General features: G+C 44.2%; 12 protein-coding genes. 2 read left to right on the forward strand and 10 right to left on the reverse strand.

The genetic code is table 11. The features are described from left to right. Window positions 1-42 precede the first annotated feature (42 nt). From Xkoz_RS13290 to apt, 9 genes are all read right to left on the reverse strand, one after another. Window positions 43-1,353 (reverse strand): inosine/guanosine kinase, encoded by a 1,311-nt coding sequence (locus Xkoz_RS13290; RefSeq protein WP_099142668.1) that lies wholly within the window; start codon window positions 1,351-1,353, stop codon window positions 43-45. A 186-nt stretch (window positions 1,354-1,539) separates the two neighbouring features. Continuing rightward, a complete protein-coding gene (gene wzz(fepE) / locus Xkoz_RS13295; RefSeq protein ID WP_099142620.1) occupies window positions 1,540-2,655 on the reverse strand; it encodes an LPS O-antigen length regulator Wzz(fepE) in 1,116 nt (371 codons plus the stop codon). Between the two features lie 165 nt (window positions 2,656-2,820). After that, window positions 2,821-3,786, reverse strand: coding sequence for a ferrochelatase (gene hemH, locus Xkoz_RS13300; protein WP_099142621.1), 966 nt, complete (start codon window positions 3,784-3,786; stop codon window positions 2,821-2,823). A gap of 202 nt (window positions 3,787-3,988) precedes the next feature. Further along, window positions 3,989-4,636 carry an adenylate kinase gene (gene adk / locus Xkoz_RS13305; protein ID WP_099142622.1) on the reverse strand — a complete coding sequence of 216 codons (648 nt, stop codon included), beginning with the start codon at window positions 4,634-4,636 and terminating at the stop codon, window positions 3,989-3,991. Between the two features lie 167 nt (window positions 4,637-4,803). Then, window positions 4,804-6,693, reverse strand: a complete 1,890-nt coding sequence (gene htpG, locus Xkoz_RS13310) for a molecular chaperone HtpG (protein WP_167386593.1) — start codon at window positions 6,691-6,693, stop codon at window positions 4,804-4,806. A gap of 190 nt (window positions 6,694-6,883) precedes the next feature. After that, window positions 6,884-7,492 carry a recombination mediator RecR gene (gene recR / locus Xkoz_RS13315; protein ID WP_099142624.1) on the reverse strand — a complete coding sequence of 203 codons (609 nt, stop codon included), beginning with the start codon at window positions 7,490-7,492 and terminating at the stop codon, window positions 6,884-6,886. After that, a complete protein-coding gene (locus tag Xkoz_RS13320; RefSeq protein ID WP_099142625.1) occupies window positions 7,492-7,821 on the reverse strand; it encodes a YbaB/EbfC family nucleoid-associated protein in 330 nt (109 codons plus the stop codon). The genes recR and Xkoz_RS13320 overlap by 1 nt, the downstream gene beginning before the upstream one ends. Before the next feature lie 50 nt (window positions 7,822-7,871). After that, entirely contained in the window at window positions 7,872-9,845 is a 1,974-nt protein-coding gene (gene dnaX / locus Xkoz_RS13325) for a DNA polymerase III subunit gamma/tau (protein ID WP_099142626.1), read from the reverse strand. A 96-nt stretch (window positions 9,846-9,941) separates the two neighbouring features. Beyond that, on the reverse strand, window positions 9,942-10,493 hold the full coding sequence (apt, locus tag Xkoz_RS13330; RefSeq protein ID WP_099142627.1) for an adenine phosphoribosyltransferase: 552 nt from the start codon (window positions 10,491-10,493) through the stop codon (window positions 9,942-9,944). A gap of 206 nt (window positions 10,494-10,699) precedes the next feature. On the opposite strand from apt, the gene priC reads away from it, so the two are divergent. Continuing rightward, the gene (gene priC, locus Xkoz_RS13335) at window positions 10,700-11,242 is read left to right on the forward strand and encodes a primosomal replication protein PriC (RefSeq protein ID WP_099142669.1); all 543 of its coding nucleotides are present in this window, start codon (window positions 10,700-10,702) and stop codon (window positions 11,240-11,242) included. Between the two features lie 20 nt (window positions 11,243-11,262). Then, window positions 11,263-11,427 carry a pleiotropic regulatory protein RsmS gene (gene rsmS, locus Xkoz_RS13340; RefSeq protein WP_099142628.1) on the forward strand — a complete coding sequence of 55 codons (165 nt, stop codon included), beginning with the start codon at window positions 11,263-11,265 and terminating at the stop codon, window positions 11,425-11,427. 66 nt (window positions 11,428-11,493) lie between these two features. Here rsmS and mscK read toward each other — a convergent pair whose 3' ends face one another. Continuing rightward, window positions 11,494-14,916 (reverse strand): mechanosensitive channel MscK, encoded by a 3,423-nt coding sequence (gene mscK / locus Xkoz_RS13345; RefSeq protein ID WP_422646061.1) that lies wholly within the window; start codon window positions 14,914-14,916, stop codon window positions 11,494-11,496. Window positions 14,917-14,952: the final 36 nt, after the last annotated feature.

The following is a 14,952-nucleotide window of genomic DNA, read 5'->3' on the forward strand; positions in this document are numbered from 1 at the left end:
AAGAATTAAGGCGGCAGACGATATTCAGGTTACTTACCCGATTCAACGTTCCCAGTAAGACTCTTCCAGACTATCTTCCTTCTCCGGCAATCCTCTGGTCAGGCGCGGGGAATGCTGGCTCAATACCTGATAACTCACTCTATTAGCATATTTACATACCTGAGCCAAAGAAGAGTAAGTTAAATAGGTGTGCGCATGCTTGCTGGAATTGGGTACATTCATGCGATGATAACTGTTGGCAGTAATATCATGCAGTAATGCAGATAGTGCGCCATCTCCGGCACCATTGGTGTTCATGATTTTTTCAGGTCCTCCCATATAAGGTTCAATATGGGAATAGACTCGCATTGGGTTTTGGCAATCTGCCTTACGCATCGCCCGGCTGAATTCATAACGATTAAATTCTGCAATCGCACCAGGTAATAAAGGATGCGATGTTTGGCGTTTGCGCCCTTCCTCGGTGTAACCCGCCATATATAACCCTGCAGGTCCAGCAGTACATAACACCAAATCCACCCAATTGAGCGCCATATCAGCCGCTAATAGCGGATCACTGAAACCTGTCAATTCACAAGCTTCGTCTTCATTCATTGCAACAACGGAAATATTTTCAGCCAGAAAATCACGCCACCACTGCGGATCGTCCGCAATGACGTATTTTGTGCCTAACGTCAATACAACAGGGACGTTATACTTTTTCGCATATTCAACGGCTTTCATCGTTGCTTCCGGCATTGGCTCACCCGATTTACAACGCACCAAATAAGCAGTAATCACCAAAGCGGATGCTTCTGCAATAATGTGTTCAGGAATATTTTCTGGACGAAGCTGATTCATTAAGCCTGGGCTTATAGCAAATGTCCTTTCGCCATTTTCCGTTACTAAGGTAAAACAGCGGCCAATGGGTCCATCAACCCCCTGTAGGTGATTTAAATCCATCCGGCTGGAGGTATTGCAGAGATAACAATAGGCATAGCTTCCTATTTGGATGTTATTACACATCGCCCCAAGCAGAACGGATTTATCGTCGGCCAGCACAGAATAGTTATGCAAGGTATTGCCAATAGTGCCACCCGCAAATTCGTGGCTAATAAGCCCCTTATCTGCCAATTCCTTATAGAGCGCCTCAGCGACATCATCTTCAATGACTAAGGAGTGTCCCTGGCTCAGGTTATAACGCTGGATAAAATCTTCATCAACCTTAGCTTCAATATCAACCAGTGTCTGGTCAATACCCACAATATAGGCTTGGTTCTTTTCGGTATCCATCGTTTCTTTGATGGGCTGAAGCAGAGGATCTCTTAAACTGACAGGAAAATAATGTTTAGATTTACGCTTACCAGGGAATTTCATAATTAGTTGCTGCTGTAGAGCCAAAATAAGCGGCATGTTAGCACAATATCTTGCATATAATACAGTGTGTCACAATACCGGATCGGAACAAAAAAATAGGGCGCCAAAAATAAGGACAGCCAATGCTATTACAACATTGGCTGTCAAAACATCAGCGATCAGAACATCATCTATAACGTATTGGGGTTAAGCTTCTTGTTTCTGACGGCTGCGTACCATGTGGCGTAACAAAACATACATGATGGATAAGATGAAACCAATAAAACCGGCGCCAATCAAAATCAGCAAGCGCTTAGGTGAATCTTTTGAGGTTGGTTCATAAGGTTTCTGCATGTATTTGAATGGCACAAAATCAACCGTATCCACATTCACTTTTTCCAGGCTTTTGATATACAACAGGCGGTTACGCAGATCGACATCGATTTTAGTTGGATCGGTAATTTCTTCAGTAATCTGTAGCTTACGTTCTAGTGCATCGGAACCCAACGCAATCGAATAATCCGGGTCATCCTTGATGATAGCCCCACCATTCGATACCGGTTTTTTAATGCCGGCAGAATTAGCAATAGAAATCGCAAACTTCAATCGCTCAGCATCTACACTACGCATATTCGCGATACGTTCCAAATCGAGAGAATACAGCTTTCGCGAATACTCCAGCTTTTGGTGAACCATATCACTGAGTTCCTCTTTCACTTGATCACGAACCACGGAAGAGGCGAACTTGATATAGCCATTTAATAGATTGTAAGCATCTTTTGCATTATCAGAGCTGAAAGAGAGGTTAGCTTCATCGACAGTTTCATCCTCTTTCTCTTTCTTAGGCAATGAAATGGTAATGTCTTTATTAACAATTTTCTCGATCAGTTTTCTTTTTTCCTGCTCGGAATCACTATGATTCTTAGCGAGCAACGCCTTAAAATAATCGGTATTAACTAAATATTCTTCACGCAATACACGTGAGTTATAGTTTTCAATGAACCGATTATACAGTGACTTTTCTGTCACCTTAGGCTCCAGGCTCAAAACATGCAAATCCGTTAATGCATTTTTCAATGGCTGAAATTCTTCCAACCCTGGTTTCACCACAATGGCTGTACTGGTCCATTTTTGAGGTAAAAATGAGGCGATACCAAAACCAATAATTGCAAAAACGAAAGATATTGCAATGATCAAATATTTTGATTGGAAAAGTACTGAGAATAATTCAAACAAATCAATTTCGTCCTCCCGTTCTGGATGATAATAGTTTGTCTGTTCTTGGTAAAAATCGGGATGCTTAATAGGTTGTTTATTACTCATTATCTATATGTCCAATCCAAATAATTTTGCTTTTCATTGATATATAAGCCTTTTTTCTCACTTATCGTACTCATTGGTTTAAAATCCATAACCTGACGATCATACGACAATCAATGTCTGCCATTCATCATGTGCGATAATGTCCCCATAACCCGCCATCGCAGGTTATTTCATGACATTATTGACTAACTGTTCAAACAAAGAAATGTGTGTCTCATTATCATTAAGTGCAGAGATATATTCAAACTTTTTCCCACCTGCCGCTAAAAAGATAATTTTATTCTGTTGCTTAATTTCTTCCAATGTCTCCAGACAATCTGCCGCAAACCCCGGACACACCACTTGAACATGTTCCACACCTTGGCTCGGCAATGATGCCATGGTCTTGTCTGTATAAGGAGATAACCACGGTAAATAACCAAAACGTGACTGATATGTCATCATAATTTTATCCGCTGGATAATCCAGTGCCTGGCTTAGCCGTTCAGTGGTCGCTTTACAATCCTGTGGATAAATATCCCCCATCTTTGCCAGACGCTCAGGAATACCGTGATAGGAAACAATTAATCGATCAGGCTGGCCATGTTTTTCAAAGCTCTGTTCAATGGACTCTTTTAGTGCTGCAATATAAGCAGGATGAGCAGCATAACTCCGCACAAAATGTAGAGCAGGGATTGTCTGATATTTTCGCAATATTTTACTGATCTGGTCAAAAACTGCGGCCGAAGTCGTACTGGAGTATTGAGGGTAAAGTGGCAATATAATGAGATTATCAATCCCTTGTTGTAGCAAACTCGCGACGGCCTGAGATAGAGAAGGGGAGCCGTAAGTCATTCCTAAAGCCACTGGGATATTCGCCAACTTTTCACCCAACAACTGCTGCTGACGGCGACTATAAACTAATAAAGGGGAGCCTTCTTCCATCCAAATGTCCTGGTAAAGCTTAGCAACTCGCGAAGCACGGAAAGGAAGAATAAAACCCTTCAATACAGGCTTCCAAATAAATGGGGGGAGATCCACCACCCTTCTGTCACTCAGAAACTTTGCCAGATAACATCTTATTGCTGCTGGTGTTGGCGCATCAGGTGTACCAAGGTTAACTAATAGGACACCGTACTTCTTGCTACTCATTCCTCAGAGCTCCATTAAAATGACTGACAGCCTAGTATAAAACATGAATGATAGTGACATGTAACATTTCATGGAGTAAATTTTTCATAGGGTAGCGCGAACGATAAAAAATCAGGCGGCACAAAGTCCGCCTGCTCAATACTTCAAAAGTATCCCTTCTTGCAAGCAACCGCCTGCACTCTCTTGGGAGCCCTTATTAAAATCATTCGCCCAAAATATTCGCCAGCTCTGCGCTCACTTCCACGACCTGACGGGTGCCATCAAGTTTGAAGTATTCCGTGTTACCAGCCTGTGCTTCTTGCTGATAGTAAGAAACCAAAGGTGCCGTTTGTGCGTGGTATTCAACCAGACGTTTACGGACTGTCTCTTCCTGATCATCTTTGCGGATAGTCAGCTCTTCGCCGGTAACATCATCTCTGTTTTCCACTTTTGGTGGATTGAATTTGATATGGTAAACACGGCCTGATGACGCATGTACACGACGACCAATAATACGTTCAACGATGATGTCGTCAGGAACATCAAATTCCAGAACATAATCAACCTTGATACCCGCTTCTTTCATCGCATCTGCCTGAGGAATGGTGCGTGGGAACCCATCCAACAAGAAGCCATTATGACAATCATCTTGTTTGATGCGCTCTTTAACCAACGCGATGACCAGCTCATCAGTGACCAGCTTGCCGTTGTCCATCAACTCTTTTGCTTTCAAACCCAATTCGCTGCCCGCTTTTACTGCGGCACGCAGCATGTCACCTGTCGAAATTTGGGGAACCCCATATTTCTCCATGATAAATTGTGCCTGAGTCCCCTTACCAGCGCCTGGCGCGCCCAGTAGAATAATACGCATTGCGTAAATCCCCTTGCTATTTTTTCATATTTTAAAGAAAACGTACCACCATACCATCTGCATGGGGGATGGCTCAAGAAAACAGGTAAACGTTTTCGCATCAACTAAAAAATAAACCACGCCTCATTTTTCGTTGAGGCGTGGTTTTTATTATTATCTCAGTAAGTTTAAGCTTTTTCAGCTAATAATAATTGATTCATGCGACGAATAAACTGGTTTGGATCATCCAATGTACCACGTTCAGCAAATAGTGCTTGATCCAACAGCAACTCTATCCAGTCAGCAAATTGGGTATCATCATCAATATCAGCTGCTTGTTTAACCAGAAGGTGATCTGGATTCAGCTCAAAGTTGTAACTCACTTCTGGCACAGACTGGCCTGCGGCTGCAAACAGCTTCGCCATTTGGGTGCTCATGGCATTGGCATCCGTTGTGACGATAGCCGGCGTATCTGTCAGGCGATGAGTCAGTTTGACTTCCTTCACGCGATCACCGAGCAGAGTCTTCACCCGCTCAATAAATGGCTCCAATTTTTTGTCTGCTTCTTCTTGCTCGGCCTTGTTTTCATCTGCCAGTTTGTCGAGAGATTCATCAGCCTTACTGACGGATTGGAGTGATTTACCATCAAATTCAGTCAGGTAACTCATCATCCATTCATCAATACGATCAGACAGCAACAGAACTTCAATGCCTTTATTACGGAACAGCTCCAGATGTGGGCTATTCTTCGCCGCGGCATAACTATCCGCAGTAATGTAATAAATTTTCTCTTGCCCTTCTGCCATGCGGCCAACGTAATCTTCCAAAGAAACGGTTTGAGCGGAGCTATCATTGTGGGTCGTCGCAAAGCGCAATAATTTAGCAATAGATTCTTTGTTTGCGCCATCTTCGGCTGGCCCTTCTTTCATCACCAGGCCGAACTGTTGCCAGAAGGTTTGATATTTTTCTGCGTCGTCTTTTGCCAGTTTATCCAACATCTGCAATACACGTTTAGTCAGTGCACTGCGCAGGTTACGTGTGATTGAACTGTCTTGCAAAATTTCACGGGAAACGTTCAATGGCAGGTCGTTGGAATCAATCAGGCCACGGACAAAGCGCAGATAGTTTGGCATGAATTGTTCCGCTTCATCCATAATAAATACACGCTGTACATAGAGTTTCAGTCCATGCTTATGTTCGCGGTTCCACATATCCCACGGTGCCTGGGAAGGGATATATAACAGGCTGGTGTATTCTTGCTTACCTTCGACGCGGTTATGGCTCCAAATCAGGGAGTCAGTAAAGTCATGGGAGATATGCTTATAAAACTCTTGATACTCTTCATCACTGATCTCAGCTTTATTACGCGTCCACAACGCTTGGGCTTTGTTGATTTTTTCCCATGTGACGGTAACTGAGTCGTCTTCTTCGTTTTTAGTTTGGGTTTCAATTTCAACTGGCAAAGCAATGTGATCAGAATATTTGCCAATGATAGAACGCAGACGCCAGTCATCGAGGAATTCACTTTCCTCATCCCGCAGATGCAGCGTAATTTCTGTCCCACGTTCGGCTTTTTCAATATCAGCAACGGTGTAATCACCTTCTCCCGTTGATTCCCAGAACACACCTTGTTCAGCCGATGCCCCTGCTACGCGAGTACGCACGGTCACTTTGTCCGCAACGATAAATGCAGAGTAGAAGCCTACGCCGAATTGTCCAATCAACTGGCTGTCTTTTGCCTGATCAGATCCAATGGATTCAAGAAATGCTTTAGTACCCGATTTTGCAATCGTTCCCAGATTGTCGATCACTTCATCACGGGACATGCCGATACCATTATCGTTGATGGTGATGGTTTTCTGTTCTTTATCAACAGCCAAACGAACACGCAACTCACCATCATTTTCATACAACTCAGGAGCAGACAATGCACGGAAGCGCAATTTGTCAGCCGCATCAGATGCGTTTGAAATCAATTCACGGAGAAAAATTTCTTTATTGGAATAGAGAGAGTGGATCATCAACTGTAATAATTGTTTGACTTCAGACTGAAATCCACGGGTTTCTTGACCTTTCATACTCATTTGTTACCTCAATCTAAATCCAGTTCAGATATGTAAAATCGGACGATGATAATCAAATGGGGATAGATATGGAGAGTTTCAAGTTCCGATAACCAGAAGAATGTAAAATTAGTTTGATGAGTGAGTCGATCAGCTATGGATGGCGGCAAAATCAGCGGCACCATCCATTTTAATGGGGCCTAAATTACAAATCCGTGATTTTTTGACGGCCAGCCAGCGAATGGGACAATGTTGTGCCATCCACCATTTCAAGCTCGCCACCCACCGGAACACCATGGGCAATTCGGCTGGCTGTCACACCATATTGAAAGCACATTTCTGCAATATAGTTTGCCGTTGCCTCTCCTTCGACAGTTGGGTTGGTCGCCAGAATAATTTCTGACAATGTTTCAGAAGATAGACGCGCTTCTAAACGATCCAAACCTATATCCATGGGTCCAATACCATCCAGCGGCGACAAATGTCCCATCAGGACAAAATAACGTCCCGCAAACTGCCCTGTTTGTTCGATGGCATGAATATCTGCCGGGCTTTCCACGATACAGATCTGGCCATTTTGCTGACGGCGGGGATTGGTGCAAATCGTACACTGCTCCTGCTCCGTGAATGTCCGGCAATCCTGACAGTGACCAATTTCAGACATCGCTCGCGTCAATGCCTGTGCCAATCGCATCCCACCACTGCGATCTCTCTGCAATAGATGAAATGCCATCCGCTGTGCAGATTTTGGGCCTACGCCGGGCAAACAGCGCAGAGCTTCCATGAGAGATTCAAGAAGAGGACTGGTTTGCATTAGAATGGCATCTTAAACCCAGGTGGTAATTGCATTCCGCTGGAAACACCGGCCATTTTTTCTTTCTGGGTTTCTTCAATACGGCGAGCGGCATCATTGAATGCCGCTGCGATCAGATCTTCCAGCATATCTTTGTCGTCGTCCATCAAACTTGGATCGATTTCAACACGGCGGCAGTTATGTGCACCATTAATCGTGATTTTTACCAGACCCGCCCCAGATTCGCCCGTGACTTCCAGACTTGCAATTTCTTCCTGCATTTTCTGCATTTTTTCTTGCATCTGCTGAGCCTGTTTCATCAAATTGCCCAAACCACCTTTACCAAACATAATTTTCTCTCTTTGCTAGAGCCACAGCATAAAAAAATACACTACGGCAGTTAAACAGGCCGGATACTTTCTTCATCCAATTCTGCATCAAATAGTTGCTGAAGTGTTTGAATCGTTTTATCCGAAATAATGGATTGACGCGCTTGTGCCAATTTTTCTTCATAAATGGCTTGTCGCCACTCCAGAGGCGTTTTTACCGCAGGATTATCATCTTCAATGATACTGAGTTCAATCGATTTTCCACGTAATGCACTTAATGCTTCGGCTAACGCTTTCTGCGCCGATGCTGAATTAAGGTGACGCTGCTTTGAACGTAAATGCAGGCAAAGACGATTTTCATCAATCTGTTCTTTAAACGCATTCAGTGCTACCTGCTGAACCAATTTTGGAATATCCAGTTTATCAATTTCCGCCGCCCATGCGTCTCTTTGTTTCGATTCAATAGCCAGCTTTTCTGCTAATTCTGCGGTTTTTTCGTGCTCCAGTGCCGCCTTAATCGCTTTTGGCGTCGTCGTCGAGCGCGGCTTCTCTTTGCCGGCACTCGTCGCCCGCCAGCGATAGGCTTCTTTCTTTACCGGATTAACCGAGTTAGGCTCCCGTGTTTTAGGGAGATGGGTTTGAGAACGGTGCTCGGCCACTGCCACCAGTCGTTCCAGCGCCGAACTCGCCGGCTTCGCCTTCGCAGACTCTGCCGGCTCAGGCTTTTTTGCTGGCGTGCTTCCCTGACGGATCAGTGAATTTCTCGCTTGCAATAGTTTCGCTGTTGGGCTGTTTACAATGGACTCATTCTCCGCCGGTTGGGGTATCCTTTGCCCGGAGCGTTCGTTTTCCCCATTGTCTAAGGGGTTAGGAGAAAACTGAACCGAAGGTGTTGCGGCGGCCTCAAATGGCGCTACAGGTTTTTCCGCCGCAAGTGGGGGTGTTTCCTCAATAACGGTTTTGGGGTGAAAAGCCAAGGCGCGCAATAACGCCATCTCTACGCCCATCCGTCGTTCTGGCGCATAAGGAAGTTCCTTACGGCCTACCAATAACGCTTGATAATAAAGCTGCAAATCCGTCGGAGAGATTGATCTTGCCAGCAAACGCAAACGTCCTTCTGTTGAAGAAGGCTCGCTTTCTGGTTGCTGAGGCAATAGCTGGAGCATCGCGATCCGATGCAACAAAGACAATGTTTCGACCAGCAGGTTTTCCCAATCTACACCGCGAGTTGACACTTGTTCCACCAGAGCCATCATTTGTTGACCATCTGCACGTACCAACGATTCAATGATCGCCAATGGTTGGTCATCATCCAACGTTCCCAACATCTGGCTAACAATATCCGATGTCAGTTTTCCACCACCAAGAGCAATGGCTTGATCCGTTAAGCTCAAGGCATCACGCATGCTGCCATCCGCTGCACGAGCAAGCAGTTGCCGGGAACGAACGTCGCTCTCTATGTGTTCTGCATTGAGGATATGTTCCAATTGACCACTGATTTGATCCACATCAAGTGATTTCAAATGGAATTGCAGACAACGCGAAAGAATAGTGACCGGCAGTTTCTGGGGATCGGTTGTTGCCAAAAGGAATTTCACATGTTCTGGCGGCTCTTCCAATGTCTTCAACAAGGCATTGAAACTATGGCGAGAAAGCATGTGAACTTCATCAATAAGGTAAACTTTGAAACGACCTCTGGCGGGCGCATACTGGACGTTGTCCAATAACTCGCGGGTATCTTCTACTTTTGTTCGGGAAGCGGCGTCAATTTCAATCAAATCAACAAACCGACCCTGTTCAATTTCAAGACAGTTGGTACACTGACCGCACGGAGTCTTGGTTATACCCGTTTCGCAATTCAACCCTTTTGCTAACAGACGTGCAATAGTGGTTTTCCCCACACCGCGAGTGCCGGAAAAAAGATAAGCGTGATGGAGGCGTTGGTGTTCGAGACCATTCGCCAACGCAGTCAACACGTGCTGCTGACCAATCACATCAGAAAATATTTGTGGGCGCCACTTACGGGCCAGTACCTGATAGCTCATGAATACCGAGGAAATTGAACATGATTGTCTATCATGCTAGCACAGCCTCACCATTAACGGCGAGGCTGATATATTAATATGTGTCAATAATGCCAATCAGTGACCAGGAAATTCAACGAGGGTGTAGCTGTTAACGCCTTGTTTTTCCAAGCGTTCAACGCCGCCTAAATCCGGTAATCCAATGACAAACGCCGCTTCAGAAACTTGACCACCCAGACGACGAATCAAGCGTACTGTTGCATCAATCGTCCCCCCCGTTGCAAGCAGATCGTCAATAACCAAAACCTGATCCCCTTCGTTGATACTGCTTTTATGAATTTCCAATATATCTGTACCATATTCCAGATCGTAAGTTTCGCTCAGCGTTTCACGCGGTAATTTACCTTTTTTACGAACAGGAACAAAACCCACCCCCAGACGCAGTGCAACAGGCGCTCCGAATAAGAAACCACGAGCTTCAGTACCCACAATTTTCGTGATGCCTTGATTCTGATAACGCGCCACCAACAGATCTATCGCCATTTGATAGGCCGCAGGATTGTCGAGCAGTGTGGTAATGTCACGAAAAAGTATTCCCGCCTTTGGATAATCAGGGATTGTTTCGATACTATCTTTAATTAATTGCAGTTGTTGTGCGTTAGCGGTCATAATCGATGCCAGCCAGGTTATAAAAAGAAAACGGTAAAATCTATTCAAACTACCGAGAAAAAGCAACAGCCAGGCAAGTTGCTACTTGCAGTTTGTTGACTTAAGTCAAGCTTAACACCTGGCGGATTCAGGTCATTATGGCCGAATCTATGCAGCCAATTAAAATGGGCTTTAACAGACGGATTATTAATGATAATGAGATGCTAATGGGCATACAAAATTTATTAGGTGCACTTGAAAAACAAGTCAGTATTCTGGAAAAAGAACTCGCTTTATTGCCCGACATCCCTTTTTCCATCGCCCGTTTTGATCAAACATTATTCCACCACCACAGCAATAAACTCAGTGGATACATGCAAGAAATCAGTCACAATATGGAACAATTGAAAGCCTGTGTAAACGATTATCGAATTGAACAGGTGAAATTCCTTGCCGAGCGTTTAGTGACGCAAATAGAGGCACTGAAACGCGAAATATCAACCCAAGCGCTGCGAAAAAAGGAAGATAAATTTGAGCGCCGCTCGCAAGGACAAGATCTTTACCAACGTCTGGCAGAACATCAAGATTATGAACGCCGTTTAATGGCAATGATTGATGACAGGGAATTACAATTAAACAGACAAACGACACTTGCCAATCAGCACAAACTGCAAAAAGAAATTGCAACGTTGGCCGGCAGGCTCGCCCGCTGTCGCCAAGCATTAATGCGGATCGAAAAATCGATAGAAAAGCAAGAGAATTCAGATTAATCCCAAGGAAAACAGCAACCATGACTTTGGAACAAGCGTCACCTGAAATACAACTCGCAGTCGATCTTATTTATTTGCTTGAATGTAACAAAGTTTCCCCTGCGATCGCACTGGCAGCATTAGAAATCGTCAAACACGATCTTCAAAAGAAATTGCAAAAACAGACTCAGCAGTCTGAGGAATAAGCCTACTCCTCAGACTGCGTGTCTAAACGAAAAACCGCTTCAACAAAAACAAGTGAGCAAAATGGCTTACGGTAAAAATGGCTTGTCACCCGCTGAAAATTTTTTCTCTGGCTGGCGATCCCCATCATTCAATGGCTTTTGTATTTCTTGCCAACGTTCACCTTGCTGATTGTGCAAGTAAACTTCTAGCTGATTAAATGCAATATTGATATCGTTTTCCCGACATAATTTATCAATACTGCGGTTAACTTCATCGACAGTACGGCTGCGATCACCCAATTCTCGGACATAGAGCCTTAACTCATGATCCAGTGTACTGGCACCAAAATTCATAAAGTAGACTTGTGGCCCAGGCTCACTCATTACGCGGGGGTTTTCACTTGCTGCTCTCAGCAAAACCGCTTTGACCTTATCAAGATCAGAGCCGTATGCAACACCAATCTTAATAATAATTCGCGTGATGGTATCAGAAAGTGTCCAATTAATCAGACGCTCCGTCACAAATGCCCGGTTAGGAATAATGACCTCTTTGCGATCAAAGTCGGTGATCGTCGTTGCACGAATACGGATTTTACTGACTGAACCGGAATAAGTTCCTATCGTGACTGTATCGCCAATACGAACCGGACGTTCGAACAAAATAATCAACCCCGAAACAAAGTTAGCAAAAATTTCCTGTAGGCCAAAACCCAGACCGACTGAAAGTGCCGCCGCCAACCATTGTAATTTATTCCACGAAACCCCCAATGTTCCTAACGCCGTAATGACGCCAACACCAATAATCAGATAAGTCAGTGTCGTTTTAATCGCATACGAAGAGCCTTGTTGCAACTGCAAGCGGGATAACACCAACACTTCCAGCAGGCCCGGCAAGTTTCTCATCATGACCCAGGAAATGACCAACATCGCGATTGAAAGTACCAAATCTTTCAAGGTTACATATTTCAGGGCATTACCCAGTTCTGTTGTCGTGCTGTATTGCCACAAGTTGACCCCATCAAGGTAGGAAAAGACCGTCACCAAATCAGACCAAATCCAATAAAATGCACCTAAAAAGATCAAAAACAGCACCATGGTAGTTAAACGTAATGATTGCTGATTGATGCGATCCAAGGCCATTGGCGGCTCATCTATGACTTCACCTTCCGCCCCTTCTTTCGTCAGGGACTGACGCCGGGCGACAGCACGTCGATAAGCAATGCGGCGGGCGGCAATTCCCAATCCACGCAAACAGGCCTGATAACTGATATGCCAGAGGAACAGTAAATACAAACTATAGAGCCAACGTTCTGCCAGGCGTAAGGTTGTGTAGAAATACCCTGATACCATTAACACTATCAGAACCAGTGGGGCAAAAGTGAGTGCCGTCACTACGATGGTACGGATCATATGCGAGCTTTTTTCACGCCACACATAGCGGCAGAATGGAAAAACAAACAGAAAGGTAAAGAACAGACAGATCAATACCGTGCACTGACCAATCACATCATCAGACAAGCGCAAAGGATATTTAGCGCCCAATGTTACCCAGAACAAAATGGGCAATAGCGCGATCGACAAGCGAACCAAGTTCTTGCGGAATAAGTGACAAACCACGTTGTCCAGAGAAAAATGCCGTTCTCCAATGCCATCTTTCACAAGGATCTGGTAACTGCAACTATACATAATCCAAAAAAGCGCCAACTGACGGGAGAAGCCCCAAATCAGGCCACCAACGTCATCTCCCGATTTCGAATACCAATAACCTATCGCTAATAGGATAAAAGCGAGGGGCAACGTTTTGATTAATGTCAGTATCAGTGCCAATGGCGTATGTAGTTGACTATCGCGGCGAAATTGCCCCACTTCACCCGCTATTTTTTTCAACTGCTCATTAATGCCTTTGGTTTGCCAGCGTAAAAACAGGCCAACTAACACGAGGGGAATGACGAAATGGACAGAATTTTTCAACCCTGTCATCAGCCCGCTCAATGTCAATCGAATATCCAGGTGGCTCAGTTCTTCTTGGATCTGTGCTGGCAGGGATTCTAACCAGGCCACGTTCATCGGTTTATTGCTGTTAACCCAAAAGATTTGCTGGACAAGAGTCTGTTCCAGCGATTCAGAGACATCTAATAACTGCTGCTGATCCATCTGTAAATTAATGGCATGGGTGATCTGGTTTCCCAACTGGTTATTAAGCTGCTCTAAAAGCTCACAATGAACGTCCAGGATCTGGTTGATCGCATGATGGATTTCATCCACCATCTCCTTGGATGCATTTTTTATTTGGTCATTATTTAATAACTTATTAACATAGCCATTCCCTTGACAAAGCTGATCTCGTTCCTGATTAATTTCGAATTGCTCCAGACGCAAGTCTGCTATTTTTGTTGGCAAATCTTTTGTCAGTACATCATGGGGTATTTTTAACTGTTCCTGAAACAGGATACGAGATAACAGTAAACTGCCACGTAAGACCTTAATTTGCTCTTTAAGATTACGTTCTGATTGGATGGTTCGTTCCAGAAAATTCTTAACGCGGATACTTTTCTGCGCCAGTTGGTTACTATCACGGGTTACGGTAATCAATCGCTTACTAAGTTCGCTATTATGCTCAATTTCCGCCTGAACTAATGCGTTATCTTGAATATGTAAATTTTTGCCATCTTTAGTTTGTGCTTCTTTCGCGGTTTCCTCAGAAAGCGTCAACCGTTTGCCACTCATCACATTTTGAATAAATTGGATATTACGTTCCAACTGCTCAATTTGGAGAGTCGTATAATCCCGCTGCCGCTGTAAAAGCGCTTGTAACTGAGTATTTGCCTGTAGAGATTCTCTTTGATACTCATTTTGCTGCATCAGAAAAAGCTGTTCTACCTGCAATGACTCTACCTGGGTAAGGCTCGATTCTGACTGCTCAGTCAAAGCATTATTGAGTTGGTTACGAATTTGCTGCAATCTCTGCATATTGCGAAACAGCACATTTTGCACGCGTTCTGGCTGAGTTTGCAGCCCAATCAACTGACTATTGTAACTGGCAAGATTTTCCTGTGCTCGCTGTAAGTTATACCACGCGCTATTCAATTTTGATTCGAGCTGCTTTAAGGATAGGGTGCCCAACATCTGTTGATAGGCATCTTGCTGATCACCATTTTTCAGATCCTCCAGCTCAGCCATAACCTGATGTGATTTTTGTGGCACATTTTGCACATTTTTCCTGAGTAGATCGAAATCCAGCTTCAGTTGTTCTATTTTGTCAAAGAAAGAGAGTGCTTTTTCCAAATCAGCTATCGATATCTTTTCCTCAGCCGTATGTTCCTTACGTTCTGTCAGGATCTTAAGCTGATTTTGAATATCATTACGGGTTGGAACATCACCACTGGAAGCTGCATGTGCAGAAAAAAAGAAAGGTGACAGGAGAAAAAACAGACTCACTATCAAAATAAAGCGAAAAAATAGTATCGTAGGAAAGCGTATTGAGGAGAATTTGTTACACAAACTCGCCATATTGGGTAAAGCACCCAAGTATTGGTTAACTGAAAC

The organism is Xenorhabdus kozodoii, from assembly GCF_002632875.1.
GTDB classification, from domain to species: Bacteria; Pseudomonadota; Gammaproteobacteria; order Enterobacterales; family Enterobacteriaceae; genus Xenorhabdus; species Xenorhabdus kozodoii.